We start from the raw sequence: 14783 nt of genomic DNA on the forward strand, positions 1-14783 counted from the left end.
GCCTTTAAAGGAAATCATGAACTGGCTTTCGACTTGATATGACCGGCAGTCATTCACGCGCTAATTCCGAAAGCGTCAATGGCCAAAAGTTTGCAACGGAACCCAGGCGACCGGTTATCTCGGAATGGAACCGTCGGGTGAATTCAGCAGCGGACCGCCCGGTGGCGTGGTACCCGAGTGACGTCTCCTGTTCCAGAAGTACGACCGAGCGTTGCCCTCCGAGGAAATAGGCGACCGAGGCCCCTGCGATTCCACCACCGATAATTGCGATATCAAAGATGTTCGGCATCGATCTCGTCGAATGGGAAAACAGGGCGGCGTAAGTTTTCATAGTTGCGCAGGGTAACATTTGGGGTGCAGAGCCCGCCTGCATCGGTAACAAAGATCTCGTCGGCGATTGGCGCGAAGGCTCCGCGAAAATGCTGCATTGATTTGACTGCAACGATGGATTTCTCGATTGGTTCGATCCCGACCGCCCTAAACAGGTTCTGGTCATTCAGCTGGATGCGCTCGCTGGTCATCAACACGTCGATGCCCTTAGTGTGAAAGCAGACGCTTGGGCCCATGGAGCTGGGAACGCCTTTGTTCATTGGGCCTTCAAAGATGAAACGACCATCCGAGATGGCCTTTACCGTGCCGGCCAGTTCGACCGGGCCGCCGCCAACTTTTGGGTCGGTTTTACCGCCGACAATTACAGTGACCTCAGCACCGACCCCGGCTTTGGTCAGTTCTGCAACTGCTTTGGGATCGTAGAGAGCTCCAAGAGCGGCATCAGTCAATCCGGCGTCGATCAGGGCTGAAAGCAGTGAAGCACAATCACCGTAACCGCCGCCTCCGGGGTTATCGGAAAAATCTGCCACGACAACAGGTTTTGTGCCTGGCACCCTGCTACGAAGTCGTTCGATGCAGTCGGATAGATCCATCGGCCTGTCCCATTCATCACGGAAGTTCCAGATTGTGTCGCAAACCCGATTAGCGACGGCCAACGCCTCGGCCTCAGTGGTGCGCCATTCATCATAGGTTACCAGAACCGAGGGGCCCGCCGCATATACATCCGAATCCGTGAAGCCTGCATTCACTGCAACGTTCAGGATCGCGGGTACCTGCATTTCTCGTCCGGCATGTTCCAGAATACGGCACATCGGTCCGTTATTCGTGGTGCGACCGTCATCGCAACCAACCAGCATCGGTGGCCGGGCCAATGCGATTTTCGGTGAAATCTCATCGTTCAGAACTTGCCCTAATAGAGTGCAGGCTTCTTCACTGACCTGTCTCATATCCACATGTGGATAAGTTCGATAACTGACCGCGATGTCGACGAGGCCGACCATTTCGTCAGAGATATTGGCATGCAAGTCGAGTGTGATGGCGATTGGAATATCGCCGACGACCTCGCGGACAAATTTCAGTATCTGGCTTTCGCCGTCTTGCGCGGTTTCTGTCACCATCGCGCCATGCAGAGACAGAAACAGAGCGTCAAATGGAGCGCTCTCGCGCAGACGGGATTGAACATCTTCACCGATCCGGTCGATGGCGTGTGCCGTGACAGTACCGCCCGGTTCTGCGTGGGTGGCGATGATGGGAAGCAACTCCCATCCCAGTTGGGACGCTACGTCGATGCACCCGCCAATCGGTGAATTTGTGTCGCGCAGATTTTCCAACACATCCTGACCAGCGAAATACCAACTGGCCAGAAAGTCGCTCAACTCCGTACGGCTCTTTGTGAACGTATTGGTTTCCTGCCGGATTTCGATGACGCCGACCCGCTTAGCCATTTGACGCCACCTTTCGTGCGGCGCGTGCGCAAATGTGTTCCATGATCAGAGACGCCCCCAACAAGGCGGTAATACCTGCCGGGTCATAGGCCGGGGCAACCTCGACCAGATCCATGCCGATGATGTCAATCTCGGCTGACTGACGCAGGAACCGGATGAGGTCGTTGGGCGTCAGACCGTCCACAACGGGCGTTCCGGTTCCCGGAGCAAAGGCCGGGTCGATGCCGTCGATGTCGATGCTCAGATAAACCGGCCTCTTTCCGACGATTTCTCTGATTTCGTCCAGAACGGTGTTCCAGCCGTGTTCGACAATCCAATCGCGGTAGAGAACCTTGATCGGGTCGTCATTGTCGTAATAAGTCCGGATGCCGATCTGGATCGAGCGTGCAGGGTCGATCAGCCCCTCGCTCATTGCGTGATTCACGAATGTTCCGTGGTCCAGAAATTCACTGGCCTGAGTGTCACGATGAGCGTCGAACTGGATCAGGGCGAGGGGGCCGTGACGCTCGGCATGTGCTTTCAGCGTTGTATATGTCGTGCAGTGATCGCCACCCATCATTACGGTTCCCGCCCCCTGTGTTACGATGCGGCGGGCAAACTCGGTTGCAGCTTCAAGCGCATGCCCAACTTGGCCGCGTCGGAACGGAACATCACCGGCATCTACTACCGACAGGTGGTCGAACGGGTCGAACCCCCAGGGCCAGACTTCGCCCCAAGCCAGTTGCGCGGAGGCTTCGCGCATCGCTGCCGGTCCCATTCGAGCCCCTGGACGCCCCGAAGTGGTCAGGTCGAATGGCACGCCGTATACAGCGATATCGACATCGGTCATGTCCAATGTTGGCCGCCGACGTAAGAACGTGCGGATACCAGAGTACGGCATTTCGACAAAGGTGCCGTCGGGGCCTTTGCCTGTCCTGAACACGCCTTCGCGTCCAAAAACAAGCTCGTCTGTTTGGATTTTCAACTCAGTTTCCCCCTGCATAACGGAGCCAGCCATTCCGGCCTTCCAGCTTGCGCCAGAGTGCTTCGACCAGGAGAATGACCAGCAGATAGTTCAACGCGGCGACGTAAAAGACAGACAGATCGAAGGTCTGTGCGTAAAGGAAACGGGCCTGCCCCATCACATCGCGAACGGTGATCACCGATACAAGCGCCGATGCCTTGAGCAGCAGTACCAACTCGTTGCCGAAGGCTGGCAGCATCCGGCCCAGGGTGATGGGCATGATGATTTTTCTAAAGACATTGAGGCGGCTCAGACCTAGTGCCTTGCCGGCCTCAATCACACCTGTCGGAACCGCGAGGATACCGCCGCGTAGAATCTCGGACTGGTAGGCTGCGGAGTTCAGGACGAATGCGGTGAGGCCGCAATTGAACGCGTCGCGGAAGAACCACCAGAGGCCGATGGATTTCAGTTCTTTGCTGAACTGACCAAGGCCGTAATAGATGATGAAGATCTGCACCAAGAGCGGCGTGCCGCGCACCACATAGACATAGCCATAGGCCAATTTCGACAACACGTGATTGGTGCTCAGCCGCGCCGCCGCGATCGGGATGGCAAGAAAGAACCCGAAGAATACGCCGAGCAGCGTCAGGGTGACAGTGTTGGTCAGGCCTTGAACCCAGAGATCCAGATTTTTGGTCAGATGAGCGAGCATCACAGTCCTCCGCGATATGTGGCGCTGGCACGACGTTCCAGCACGGCCTGGATCTGGCCGGAAAGGAAGGCCAACGAAACGTAGATGACCGCAAGAACCGAGTAGAAGAAGAACGGTTCCTTCGTGGTGGCGATTGCCATGTTGGCATAGCGAACCAAATCGCTGACGGCGATGATCGAGATAAGAGAGGTATCCTTGAGCAAGATCAGCCAAAGATTTCCAAATGCCGGAAGACAATGGCGCCACATCTGCGGCAGAACCACCTTGAAAAAGATCTGCGGGCGTCGGAGCCCAAGAGCCGCCGCCGCTTCGCTCTGCCCCACGCCTACCGCTTGATAAGCTGAGCGGACGACCTCGCTGCCCAACGCTGAAAACACCAGAGTCAGGGCGACCACTCCAGCGGCGAAGGCGTTAAGCGAGATGTTCGCGTCGGGGAAGACGAGACGGGCCAGAACATTGATCAGCGCCTGCAACTGGTAATAGATGATGATCAGCGTCAAGAGCTCGGGAAGGCTGCGGAAAACGGTCGTATAACAGTTGGAGAATGTCCGGAGCGCCCGGTACTTGGACGCCTTGCCCCACGCGATGAGAAACGAGAAGATGACGGCAAACGGGGCTGTGACCAGCGACAGCGCCAGCGTTACACCGAGGCCCTTCAACAACTCGTCTCCCCATCCGGTATCGCCGAATGACAATAATTGCAGGAGTTCCATGGAGATCACCCTCAGGCCCGCATTTTCTAAACATGCCAGGCGATAACGTGAATGGCGGGCCCGGGATGACGGGCCCTACTTTGCGCGTTCGAGATTAGTTGTACATCTCGCTGGTCGTTTTCGGCTTCTCCATGATGTCGAAGTCGAAGTAGCGGTCGCGGATTTCGGCATAGGTTCCGTTTGCCATGATCGCCTCTATTGCATCGTTCAGAGCCGACAAAAGCTCGGTGTCTTCCTGACGAACTGCAATGCCGGTGCCCAGGTTGCCGTCGCTGCGTGTTGCTTCGCCAACGAACTGGCAGCAGTCGCCGTCTTCCTTGGCCAGCCATTCGCCCAGAACGACTTGACCTGCGTAGACTGCGTCAAGGCGGCCGTTGTCTAGGTCGAGCAGCGCATCGTCGAGCTTCGGATAGAGGCGAATCTCGGAGTCCTTAAAATAGGCTTGGAGGGTTTTTACCTCGAGCGTTGATTCTTGGGTGCCAATCACCTTGCCCGCGAGGTCGCCGGGCATCGCAGACCCAAGACCGCCGTCTCCCGCGACAACGAACTGCGAACCGTTGAAGTAATATGGGTCCGAGAAGCTCACGACTTCGGCACGTTCAGCTGTAATCGACATTGATGCGATGATGGTGTCGAATTTGTTCGAGTTCAGTGCCGGAATGATGCCGGCCCAGTCAGTGGTGACCCATTCGCACTTGACCTGCATTTCTTCGCAAAGTGCATTGCCGATATCGATGTCGAACCCGACCACATTGCCCGACGCGTCAAAATAGTTGAACGGTGGGTAATAGCCTTCGGTTCCCATGCGAACCACTTTATCTTCAGCCATTGCGGTCGAAGCAATCGACGCAGCCATGACAATGGCCAATCCAGTTAGTTTCTTCATAGTTTCCCCCCTTCATCGGGCTGACAGATCAGGATGTGTGGGCGGCACAATACCGATTCGACATATGAAGAAAAAATTCTTATTTCTACTACATGAGATAAATCAAAATAATGATGGAGCTGAAAATGGGAGAATTCGCCCGCGATCTGGACTGGAACTTGCTCTACAGCTTTATGATTGTTGCCGAAGAGAAGAGCATGACTCGGGCCGCAGAGGTATTGCACAAGACGCAACCGGCTATCAGCCAGGCAATCAAACGGCTGGAAGAGACCACAGGTGTACAGCTAATCGAAAGGCGGAAATCCGGTGTAATACCGACGCCCGCTGGCGCCAGATTGCTCGAACAGGTGAAGTCGATCTACACCTCGATTTCACGACTTCCAGTTAAGCTTGGCCAAGCACCAAACGCTGTGTCGGGCAAGATTGCGATCCACACAATCGACCAAGTTGCGAGCAACAAAATCGATGACGCGATTTCTTCCTTTTTCGACACCTATCCGGCAGTTGATCTTGAGATTACCATCGCAACAACGGACGAGATTATTAGCGCGGTTACCCTAGGGGCATGTACTATTGGGATTTCTGACGGAGTTGTTCCAGGCGACCTCAAGTCCCGAGTGCTACTGGAAGAAAGTCGCGGATTGTATTGCGGGCGGAACCATCGTCTCTCAGGAAGGCTGGAATTGTCCGAATCCGAACTGCGCAGTGACCCGTTTATCGGTTTTACAGCTGATGTTTTTGGCGGAAAGCACATGGGGGATGTGACAGCATTTCGTGCCAGGAACTCGATCGGCGAAAGGGTGCGGGGGCGATCAAGTTTCGTGAACGAAGTTCGTCGAATGATAATAGCTGGTTTGGGAATTGGCTTTCTGCCGGTGCATTTGGCCGAGCCGTTTGTCGCCTCAGGAGATCTTTGGCAGCTGCCGCTAAATGAAAATATTCCGAAGGCAACGATTTTCTTGATCACAAACCCAACAATTCAGTTGTCAAAGGCCGAACAGCTCTTCATCGAGAACCTGCGTCTCTGAGGATATTGTAATCGCAAGCTTGGAGTGGCAACTTTTACAACCCCTTTAACGTCTTGAAGCGGGGTTCTATTGCAAACTTTGTCCCCGCTTACCAATTCGAGCACGATTATCGGTGCATCCAACGTGGTGTTAATCAGATGTTGGGTTTCAAGTCCTTCGATTCAACTGCGTCCGTTCGCGCCATTTCAACAGGTCGCCAACTTGGCAGCATAATCGACTAGCCAGCTCTCTAAGGAACTTGCAACAGGACCCCCATCGCTGCGGTGGTGCTGAAATCCATGTTTTGCACCTGCCTTCAACCGTCAAAATGGACAGACGTCGGCATATGCGCGCAGATGGTCTATTGAAACTTACTTGAAATTAGTATACCGCCGCATACAAATGAATGCCGGGGCTGGTAAGATCGCCGCAAACCCGGCGCAAAACGTCACCGAAAGCAGATAGCCGGAACAGCCATGAGCCTTTATACAGACTACCTTGCCGAAATCGAAACCCGCAAAGAACAGGGGCTGCACCCCAAGCCCATCGACGATGGCGCTCTTGTCAAAGAGCTTGTCGATCAGATCAAGGATGCCGGTAACGAGCACCGCGCCGAGTCGCTGAACTTTTTCATCTACAACACGCTGCCCGGCACAACCAGCGCGGCGGGTGAAAAGGCAAAGTTCCTGAAAGAGATCATTCTGGGCGAGGCTGCCGTCGAAGAGATTTCGGTCCCGTTCGCATTCGAGCTGCTGTCGCACATGAAAGGCGGCCCATCGGTTGAGGTTCTGCTGGATCTTGCGCTGGGTGACGATGCGGCGATTGCCGGACAGGCCGCCGAAGTTCTGAAATCACAGGTCTTCCTGTACGACGCGGACACTGACCGGCTGAAAGCAGCTTTTGAAGCTGGAAACGCGATCGCGAAAGACATCCTGCAAAGCTATGCCAATGCAGAGTTCTTTACCAAACTGCCCGAGATCGACGAAGAGATCGAAATCGTGACTTATGTCGCGGCCGAAGGTGATATCTCGACCGACCTGCTGTCGCCCGGCAACCAGGCGCACTCGCGTGCGGATCGTGAACTGCACGGCAAGTGTTTTATCTCGGATAAGGCACAGCAAGAGGTCGAAGCGCTGAAGCTGCAGCACCCCGGCAAGCGCGTGATGCTGATCGCGGAAAAAGGCACCATGGGTGTAGGTTCGTCCCGGATGTCGGGCGTGAACAACGTGGCGCTGTGGACCGGTAAGCAGGCCAGCCCCTATGTGCCATTCGTCAATTTCGCGCCGATCGTTGCAGGCACCAATGGCATCTCGCCAATCTTCCTGACCACCGTGGGCGTGACCGGCGGTATTGGTCTGGACCTGAAAAACTGGGTCAAGAAGGTGGATGAAGACGGCAATGCCATCCTGAACAATGACGGCAATCCGATCCTTGAAGAGAAGTATTCGGTTGCAACCGGTACGGTTCTGAAGATTAACACCAAAAAGCACAAGCTGCTGAGCGAAGATGGCGACGAACTGGTCGATGTGTCCTCGTCTTTCACCCCGCAAAAAGTGGAATTCATGAAGGCTGGTGGCTCTTACGCCATCGTCTTCGGCAAGAAACTGCAGACAATCGCGGCGGAAACGCTGGGTGTCGAGGCGCCTCTGGTCTTTGCCCCGTCGAAAGAAATCAGCCATGAAGATCAGGGCCTGACGGCCGTCGAGAAGATTTTCAACAAGAACGCCGTGGGCACAACTCCGGGCAAGACCCTGCACGCTGGATCTGACGTACGTGTGAAGGTCAACATTGTTGGATCACAGGACACCACCGGCCTGATGACCATGCAGGAACTTGAGGCGATGGCCGCGACAGTTGTGTCGCCCAGCGTTGATGGCGCCTATCAGTCCGGCTGTCACACCGCATCTGTCTGGGATGCCAAAGCGCAGGCCAACACACCGCGCCTGATGAAATTCATGAATGACTTCGGTCTCGTCACCGGTCGTGACCCGAGAGGTGTTTACCACTCGATGACCGACGTGATCCACAAGGTGCTGAACGACATCACCGTGGATGACTGGTCGGTCATCATCGGCGGCGACAGCCACACACGCATGTCCAAAGGCGTGGCATTTGGGGCCGACTCGGGCACCGTGGCGCTGGCGCTGGCCACAGGCGAAGCCTCAATGCCGATTCCGGAATCGGTCAAGGTGACCTTCAAGGGCAAGATGGCCGATCACATGGATTTCCGCGACGTGGTACACGCGACGCAGGCGCAGATGCTGGAACAGCATGGCGATAACGTGTTCCAGGGCCGCGTGATCGAAGTGCATATCGGCACGCTGCTGGCGGACCAGGCCTTTACCTTCACCGACTGGACCGCCGAGATGAAGGCCAAGGCCTCGGTCTGTATCTCGAATGACGAGACCCTGATCGGTTCGCTGGAACTGGCCAAATCGCGCATTCAGATCATGATCGACAAGGGCATGGAGCATGAAAACGGCATGCTGCAGAAACTGATCAACATCGCGGATAAGCGCATTGCCGAGATCAAGTCGGGTGAAAAACCCGCGCTGCGTCCCGATGACAATGCGAAATACTTCGCTGAGGTCGTTGTCGACTTGGATCAGATCGTCGAGCCGATGATCGCGGACCCGGATGTCAACAATGCCGACGTCTCCAAGCGCTACACCCACGATACGATCCGGCCGATCTCGTACTACAATGCCGAAAAGCACGTGGATCTGGGCTTTGTCGGCTCGTGCATGGTGCACAAGGGCGACATCAAGATCGTCGCACAGATGCTGAAGAACCTGGAAAAGGAAACCGGCAAGGTCGAATTCAAGGCCCCGCTGGTGGTTGCGGCGCCGACCTACAACATCATCGACGAGTTGAAGGAAGAGGGCGACTGGGAAGTGCTTGAGAAATATTCAGGCTTCGAGTTTGACGACCTGTTCCCGAAAACTCAGGCGCGCACCGAGTATGAGAACATCCTCTACCTCGAGCGCCCCGGCTGTAACCTCTGCATGGGTAACCAGGAGAAAGCCGCCAAGGGTGATACCGTTCTGGCCACATCTACCCGCCTGTTCCAGGGCCGCGTCGTTGCAGATGCGCCGGACAAGAAGGGCGAAAGCCTGCTGGCCTCGACCCCGGTTGTCGTGCTGTCGGCGATCCTGGGCCGGACGCCGAAGATCGAAGAGTACAAGGCGGCGGTTGAAGGCATCGACCTGACCAAGTTCGCCCCGCCGGTTGTGCCGGAAAACACCAGGTCGGCGCACTTCTAAGAATTTTCAGGCCGGTTCAAATAGAACCGGCCTGTTTTTTTCGACGCGGCGCTAAACCGTCTATCAGGTAAATACCAATGCTTTAACCGGTAGCAAGATAGCCTGTGCGCGCAAGACAATGGCGTTTGCGATACCCATGCCGTCCACAATGCGAGCAATAAAGGCGGAAAACCCGGTAATTTCGCCAGCTTCTATCTGTTTTGTGCGGCTGGTATAGGCCACCCCAACACATGAGCTGCCGGGTGGAATTTGCTCCAGATGTTCTGGAAATATCGGCGCAAGAAAGGCAGTCATTGTGCCAGGGCGCGCGCGGTCTTGTTGATCGACCAATACGTCACCGGGCCGGAACTGCCCGGCTGCGATGGCACCCTGCACTTCGTCCACGACCATGGGGATAATGGTCAGAGGTTTGGCGGGGCAGGTGATCTCGACCAGCATGCCGGGTTTCACAACACTCGCGGAAATCTGTCCGAACGCGGCCACGAAACGCCCCTGACCTGAGACCTCGGGCACCAGAATGCCCGCAGGACGCAGTATGGGATTTACGATGTCACCGGGCTTGAGCAGAAATTGCGTCACCGTGCCATCGACTTCGGCAAAGACAGTAGATTTTGCAATTTCCGCTTCCGCCTCGCGCAGAGCAGCGCGAGCGGTTTCCTGTTGCGCGGGAAGCAAGGTGGCTTGGCGAAGTTTTATCCCGTCCAAAACTGCAATTGCTGCGGTACGTTGCCCATCGGCGCGGGAAACGGCCGTTTGCAAACGCAACAGCTCTTGCTCGCTGACAGTTGCGTCATTGCGTTCAGCCAGTGATTGGCGGCGCTCCAGATCGTCGGTGGCCTGAAGAAAATCGGCCTCGGCCGCAACGACCTGTGCCTGCGCAGACGCGATATCAGTGGTTATAACACCCAGGGCGGCGTCGATTTCATCAATCCGGCGGCGGGCGGTTTCGGCGGCTGCCTCTTGCCGGGTGGTATCCAGCCGGAATATCGCCTGTCCGGCAGCCACGGTTTCATTATTGGTCACATAGACCTCGGCCACGCGCCCACCACGGTCTGACAGAATGGTAACAGTGCGAAAGGCGGCTGAGACGTTGCGCGTAGAGGGATGAAAATAAAAGATGACGGTGATTAGGGTCACAGCCAGGATCGCACAGGCTGTCAAACCCCAGCGTAATTCGTACCAGACATTGAACAGGGTAATCTCATGCCCCCAACGTTTGCCCTGTTTGTAGCGACGATAGAGGTAATCCGGCACGATCGTAATCAGGGCTGAGAATAAAAGCTCAAGCATCGTCCTGATCCGTCTTTATGTGCAAGGGGAAGATTTCGTGTAGCGGAACGGCTGCGATCAGAATGGCGGCAATCCAGAATGCATTGTTCAGGGTGAACAGGGAAATCAGACCCAATACACCAACCAGCTGCATTTGTACTTTGTGCGCTCCGGCTGCCATCCGATCGGGAATGGCTTGGATGGTGAAGTAAAGCGCCCCGAACCCCAGCAGTACAAGTACAAGAAATACGCCGACAATAATCAGGAAGCCATCGGTCCCACCCGGCGGCGTGACCCAGAAAGGTAACCGGGCCAGTTCCTCATCAGAAATTGAGATGCTCATCCGCGCCCCCATCACCCAAGGATATCGGGAATGATATGCAAACATATTCAGCAAAATCAATACTTTTGCCAATTTCATAAAAGACGTTCCGCGCGCATCTGATCAATTATTGGAAAATAAAGTCCCGCCGGTCGTTCACACTTTCTGTACTGTTTTCCGTGCCCGTGTTTGGCATTGGGGTATGTCTGACGTTGCTGGGAGGCTGCCCTGATTTTTATTGGGACAGAACGATATTACCCCCAAAAACCCACAAAACTATCATGTAAACAAATAAAAACAGAATTTTGATGTTGAAATGGAGACAATTTGTGGGATTATTGTAAGGAGTGATGCTGAGAAGTAGGTTTCTGATGTCGCAAGACTGCAGTCTAAATCTTTGGGAGCCGATTGTAGGCTTGCGTGGCGCAAGACGACCAAAAATTGCGCGTCCCAGACAATGCCCTCGCGGGCTTCTTTTTTTAAGTGTTTTTTGCCGCGAACACACAATCTAAATTTACACAGGACAGGACCGAATGCTGAATTCAGGAAGCTCACAATCCGTCGATATGGCCTATCTGGTATCACATGCGAAGAAGATTGCCGAATTGGCCAACAAGGCGGCACGAGAGTATTTTCGCGGCCGACTGGGGGTCGAATTCAAGGCGGATGAAAGCCCGGTTACGCAGGCCGACAAGGGTGTCGAGGCAGAGGTTCGGGCCTATCTGGCTAAGCATTTTCCCGATCACGGCATCTTCGGAGAAGAGCATGGGTTTGAGGGGCAAAACCGTCGTGAAGTCTGGATTATTGATCCGATCGACGGCACCCGGTCTTTCCTGTCGGGGCATCCGCTGTTTGGTTTTTTGCTGGGGCATCTGATGGATGGCAAGCCGGATATCGGAGTGATCGGCATGCCTGCGATAAATGAAGTTTTCATAGGTGTATCCGGTCAGGGCGCGACACTGAACGGCAATAAAATCGAGACTTCGAACCAAACGCGGCTGGATCAATCCATTCTCTTCGTAAACGAAGGGGACAAGATCTATCGCGATCATCCGGCCTTATTTGCCAAGCTGATGCAATCAGGGCAGACAAGACGTTTTGCCTATGATTGCTACCCGCATGCCCTGCTGGCTGCGGGGCATGTGGATGCTGTGATTGATTATGATCTGCAGCCCTATGATTTCCTGCCGGTGTTGGCCGTGGTTGAGGCTGCGGGCGGGGTGATGACGGACTGGTGTGGTAAACCACTCGATCTGCAGTCAGACGGTCGGGTGATTTCAGCGGCAACACCCGAACTGCACGCAGAAATGCTGGAAATGGTGAACGGATAGGATCATGGCGATTGTAAGCTTCCTCATCAGTCTGGCCGGCGCCACAATGTTGCTGCTCTACGCAGTGCGAATGGTGCGCACCGGGATCGAGCGGAGCTATGGGGCCTCGTTCCAGCGGGTGATGACGGGGCAGCGCAGTCATGTACAGGCATCGGTGATCGGCCTTGCGATGGCAGTCGTGCTGCAAAGTTCTGCGGCGGTGGCTTTGCTGACATCAGGGTTCGCCGCAAGCGGGTTGCTGGCCTTTCCCGCCGGCCTCGCCATGGTGCTGGGCGGCGATTTGGGATCGGCGCTGATTATTCAGATCCTGTCGTTCAATCTGGATTGGCTGGTGCCTCTTTTGCTGGCTGTTGGCGGATATCTGTTCGTCAAGACCGAGTCCAAAAAGCCTCGGCAATTGGGCCGTATCCTGATGGGGATTGCGTTCATTCTAATCTCGCTGCGCTTTTTACGCGAGGCGATGGATCCGATCCGCGACAGTGCATTTCTGCCTGCTGTCGCAGACTATCTTGCCCGCGACTATATAACGGCGTTTCTGGTGGGCGGCGCGTTAGCTTTTGTCATGCACTCTTCGGTTGCTGCGATCCTAATGTGCGTGACGTTGGTTCAGATCGGTGCAATCCCGTTTGCCGCCGGGCTGTCGCTGGTTTTGGGAGCCAATTTCGGCTCGGCCTTCATACCGGTTTGGCTGACACGGGGGATGGAATTGCCGGCAAGGCGTATTCCCTTCGCCAATCTGGCCTTGCGGGGCAGTTGGGCCGTAGTCACGCTGTTCGCGGCCAATACGGCTTTGCGCGCGGGCATTTTGGGGGATCTGCAAGGTGGGCAGATGCTGGTCAATGCGCACTTGGCCTTCAATGCATCGCTGCTGATTTTGGCGCTGCCGTTCTGCGGGCGGTTGCGCGCTCCGTTCGAACGGCTTTTGCCGGAACCAAAGTCGGCAGACTCAACGGTGCAGCTGGGCCGTCCGGCCAGCGCGCTGGACATGGCTGCGCTCGGAAACTCCAGTCAGGCGCTTTCAAGTCTAAAGCGGGAATTGCTGCGGATGAGCGATCTGGTCGAGTCAATGTTCCGCCCCTCGCTGGAGCTCTATCGCAGTGGAGACAAGGAACAGATACGTGCCGTCAGGGCCGTCGATGAGGACGTGAACGAATGCCTGTCGGGTATCCGAAAATTTGTAGCCGCCATTCCGGCAGAGGAATTCGGTAAGCAGAACGCAAAGGTGGCGCGCGACCTGATGGAATATGCCATCCGCCTTGAAACTGCGGGTGATGTTGTCGCCAAGCGCTTGGCCGTGCTGGCAGGGAGCATGCGGAAAAAAGGTGCGTCATTTTCGAAAGAAGGTTGGTCAGAACTGGTCGAAATGCATGAGGGCATTTTAGCCAATATGAAACTGGCCTCGAACGTACTTATCTCGGACGATCTGGAAAGTGCACGGCTGCTGAGTGCCGAAAAGACGGAAATCAAGAAGGCAGAGCGTGACAGTCGTAAGCGCCACCTGCGGCGGTTGCAGCATGGTAGCACGGAAAGCTTTGAAACCAGCGACATTCACCTGGAGACTTTGCGTGCGTTCCGTGAATTCAACAGTCACATCGCTGCAGTTGCCTATCCGATCCTCTACCGGAATGGGCAATTGCTGGAAACACGCCTGATCGAAGAAATGCCTCGGATGGAAAAGGGTGCGGATACGGAGGTCAAGGGATGATCGCACCGGTCGAGATATTGAATGGTATGGGGCAGGGCAGGGTGGTTTTGCTGTGCGAGCATGCGAGCCATCGGATACCTGCAGTATACGACGGTTTGGGCCTGACCGAGGCCGATAGTCTTAGTCACGCAGCTTGGGACCCTGGCGCGCGGAGCCTGTCGATCGAGCTGTCTCGGGCATTGGATGCCCCTATCGTGGCCTCAACCGTGTCGCGCCTGGTCTATGATTGTAATCGCCCTCCTGAAGCCCCGAGTGCAATGCCTGAAAGATCGGAGCAGATCGTCGTTCCGGGGAATGCCGGGCTGACACAATCGCAGCGCGACGACCGTACGACGGCGGTTTACGAGCCATTTTGCGCAGCAGTTGCAAATGTATTGGATGGGAGAGGCCCCGAGACGGTCGTGGTCACGGTCCATTCCTTTACGCCGATTTATTTTGGGCAAAACCGCACTGTCGAACTTGGATTGTTGCACGACGAAGACAGCCGGTTGGTTGACGCGATGTTGGATCATGTGGGTCGGTTGCCGCATCGTCGGATCGAGCGGAACGAGCCTTACGGCCCGGCTGATGGAGTTACGCACTCATTGCGCCTTCACGCGCTCCGCCGGGGTTTGCCGAATGTGATGCTGGAAGTGCGTAACGATTTGTTGCGAACGGATGAACAGATCGCCGTCATGGCGGACGAAATACTTGCGCTGTTGCAACCGGCGCTGAACGACATCGCGATTAGGGAGGATGAATCGTGAGCCGGACACTCAACTTTGAAGGTTTGAAGGGGCAGGTATCTGCGGGTGATGTTGACACTGTATTGGTGTGTTTTGTTGACATGCAGGGTCGTTTGATGGGGAAGCGTTTTC

At 55.4% G+C, this 14783-nt stretch carries 13 protein-coding genes; 5 read left to right on the forward strand and 8 right to left on the reverse strand.

Translation table 11 applies throughout. The features are described from left to right. Window positions 1-49: 49 nt before the first annotated feature. The 6 genes from ACR0D7_RS19135 to ACR0D7_RS19160 form a co-directional block, all read right to left on the reverse strand. The gene (locus ACR0D7_RS19135; protein WP_480680439.1) at window positions 50-289 is read right to left on the reverse strand and encodes an FAD-dependent oxidoreductase; all 240 of its coding nucleotides are present in this window, start codon (window positions 287-289) and stop codon (window positions 50-52) included. After that, window positions 273-1775: a M81 family metallopeptidase gene (locus ACR0D7_RS19140; RefSeq protein WP_480680440.1), complete on the reverse strand. Its 1503-nt coding sequence runs from the start codon at window positions 1773-1775 to the stop codon at window positions 273-275. The genes ACR0D7_RS19135 and ACR0D7_RS19140 overlap by 17 nt, the downstream gene beginning before the upstream one ends. Next, window positions 1768-2772 carry an agmatinase gene (gene speB, locus ACR0D7_RS19145; RefSeq protein ID WP_480680441.1) on the reverse strand — a complete coding sequence of 335 codons (1005 nt, stop codon included), beginning with the start codon at window positions 2770-2772 and terminating at the stop codon, window positions 1768-1770. Before speB ends, ACR0D7_RS19140 begins: the two co-directional genes overlap by 8 nt. Beyond that, window positions 2741-3430 carry an ABC transporter permease gene (locus ACR0D7_RS19150; protein WP_480680442.1) on the reverse strand — a complete coding sequence of 230 codons (690 nt, stop codon included), beginning with the start codon at window positions 3428-3430 and terminating at the stop codon, window positions 2741-2743. Before ACR0D7_RS19150 ends, speB begins: the two co-directional genes overlap by 32 nt. After that, entirely contained in the window at window positions 3430-4143 is a 714-nt protein-coding gene (locus ACR0D7_RS19155; RefSeq protein ID WP_480680443.1) for an ABC transporter permease, read from the reverse strand. The genes ACR0D7_RS19150 and ACR0D7_RS19155 overlap by 1 nt, the downstream gene beginning before the upstream one ends. Window positions 4144-4237: 94 nt before the next feature. Beyond that, window positions 4238-5029, reverse strand: coding sequence for a transporter substrate-binding domain-containing protein (locus ACR0D7_RS19160; protein ID WP_480680444.1), 792 nt, complete (start codon window positions 5027-5029; stop codon window positions 4238-4240). 125 nt (window positions 5030-5154) lie between these two features. On the opposite strand from ACR0D7_RS19160, the gene ACR0D7_RS19165 reads away from it, so the two are divergent. Both ACR0D7_RS19165 and ACR0D7_RS19170 read left to right on the forward strand, forming a co-directional pair. Beyond that, entirely contained in the window at window positions 5155-6057 is a 903-nt protein-coding gene (locus ACR0D7_RS19165) for a LysR family transcriptional regulator (RefSeq protein ID WP_480680445.1), read from the forward strand. 455 nt (window positions 6058-6512) lie between these two features. Further along, complete coding sequence (locus ACR0D7_RS19170; RefSeq protein WP_480680446.1) at window positions 6513-9299, forward strand: bifunctional aconitate hydratase 2/2-methylisocitrate dehydratase; 2787 nt, start codon at window positions 6513-6515, stop codon at window positions 9297-9299. A 63-nt stretch (window positions 9300-9362) separates the two neighbouring features. On the opposite strand, the gene ACR0D7_RS19175 is transcribed toward ACR0D7_RS19170, so the two are convergent. After that, window positions 9363-10589 carry an HlyD family secretion protein gene (locus tag ACR0D7_RS19175; protein ID WP_480680447.1) on the reverse strand — a complete coding sequence of 409 codons (1227 nt, stop codon included), beginning with the start codon at window positions 10587-10589 and terminating at the stop codon, window positions 9363-9365. After that, complete coding sequence (locus tag ACR0D7_RS19180) at window positions 10582-10911, reverse strand: hypothetical protein (protein ID WP_480680448.1); 330 nt, start codon at window positions 10909-10911, stop codon at window positions 10582-10584. The genes ACR0D7_RS19175 and ACR0D7_RS19180 overlap by 8 nt, the downstream gene beginning before the upstream one ends. Before the next feature lie 512 nt (window positions 10912-11423). Between ACR0D7_RS19180 and ACR0D7_RS19185 the strand changes: the two genes are divergently transcribed. Genes ACR0D7_RS19185 through ACR0D7_RS19195 form a run of 3 tightly spaced genes read left to right on the forward strand, consistent with a single transcriptional unit; the run spans window position 11424 to window position 14672 of the window. After that, entirely contained in the window at window positions 11424-12221 is a 798-nt protein-coding gene (locus tag ACR0D7_RS19185; protein WP_480680449.1) for an inositol monophosphatase family protein, read from the forward strand. Window positions 12222-12225: 4 nt separating this feature from the next. After that, a complete protein-coding gene (locus ACR0D7_RS19190) occupies window positions 12226-13926 on the forward strand; it encodes a Na/Pi cotransporter family protein (RefSeq protein WP_480680450.1) in 1701 nt (566 codons plus the stop codon). Then, complete coding sequence (locus tag ACR0D7_RS19195; RefSeq protein WP_480680451.1) at window positions 13923-14672, forward strand: N-formylglutamate amidohydrolase; 750 nt, start codon at window positions 13923-13925, stop codon at window positions 14670-14672. The genes ACR0D7_RS19190 and ACR0D7_RS19195 overlap by 4 nt, the downstream gene beginning before the upstream one ends. The last annotated feature ends 111 nt before the right edge of the window (window positions 14673-14783 follow it).

Source organism: Ruegeria sp. BB7, assembly GCF_056539365.1.

What these genes read in the sequence shown, in the direction of transcription:
- ACR0D7_RS19160 (WP_480680444.1), bottom strand. Translation starts at nt 5,029, where the DNA reads ATGAAGAAACTAACTGGATTGGCCATTGTCATGGCTGCGTCGATTGCT.
- ACR0D7_RS19135 (WP_480680439.1), bottom strand. Translation starts at nt 289, where the DNA reads ATGCCGAACATCTTTGATATCGCAATTATCGGTGGTGGAATCGCAGGG.
- ACR0D7_RS19165 (WP_480680445.1), top strand. Translation starts at nt 5,155, where the DNA reads ATGGGAGAATTCGCCCGCGATCTGGACTGGAACTTGCTCTACAGCTTT.
- ACR0D7_RS19140 (WP_480680440.1), bottom strand. Translation starts at nt 1,775, where the DNA reads ATGGCTAAGCGGGTCGGCGTCATCGAAATCCGGCAGGAAACCAATACG.
- ACR0D7_RS19175 (WP_480680447.1), bottom strand. Translation starts at nt 10,589, where the DNA reads ATGCTTGAGCTTTTATTCTCAGCCCTGATTACGATCGTGCCGGATTAC.
- ACR0D7_RS19190 (WP_480680450.1), top strand. Translation starts at nt 12,226, where the DNA reads ATGGCGATTGTAAGCTTCCTCATCAGTCTGGCCGGCGCCACAATGTTG.
- ACR0D7_RS19195 (WP_480680451.1), top strand. Translation starts at nt 13,923, where the DNA reads ATGATCGCACCGGTCGAGATATTGAATGGTATGGGGCAGGGCAGGGTG.
- speB (WP_480680441.1), bottom strand. Translation starts at nt 2,772, where the DNA reads ATGGCTGGCTCCGTTATGCAGGGGGAAACTGAGTTGAAAATCCAAACA.
- ACR0D7_RS19170 (WP_480680446.1), top strand. Translation starts at nt 6,513, where the DNA reads ATGAGCCTTTATACAGACTACCTTGCCGAAATCGAAACCCGCAAAGAA.
- ACR0D7_RS19185 (WP_480680449.1), top strand. Translation starts at nt 11,424, where the DNA reads ATGCTGAATTCAGGAAGCTCACAATCCGTCGATATGGCCTATCTGGTA.
- ACR0D7_RS19180 (WP_480680448.1), bottom strand. Translation starts at nt 10,911, where the DNA reads ATGAGCATCTCAATTTCTGATGAGGAACTGGCCCGGTTACCTTTCTGG.
- ACR0D7_RS19150 (WP_480680442.1), bottom strand. Translation starts at nt 3,430, where the DNA reads ATGCTCGCTCATCTGACCAAAAATCTGGATCTCTGGGTTCAAGGCCTG.
- ACR0D7_RS19155 (WP_480680443.1), bottom strand. Translation starts at nt 4,143, where the DNA reads ATGGAACTCCTGCAATTATTGTCATTCGGCGATACCGGATGGGGAGAC.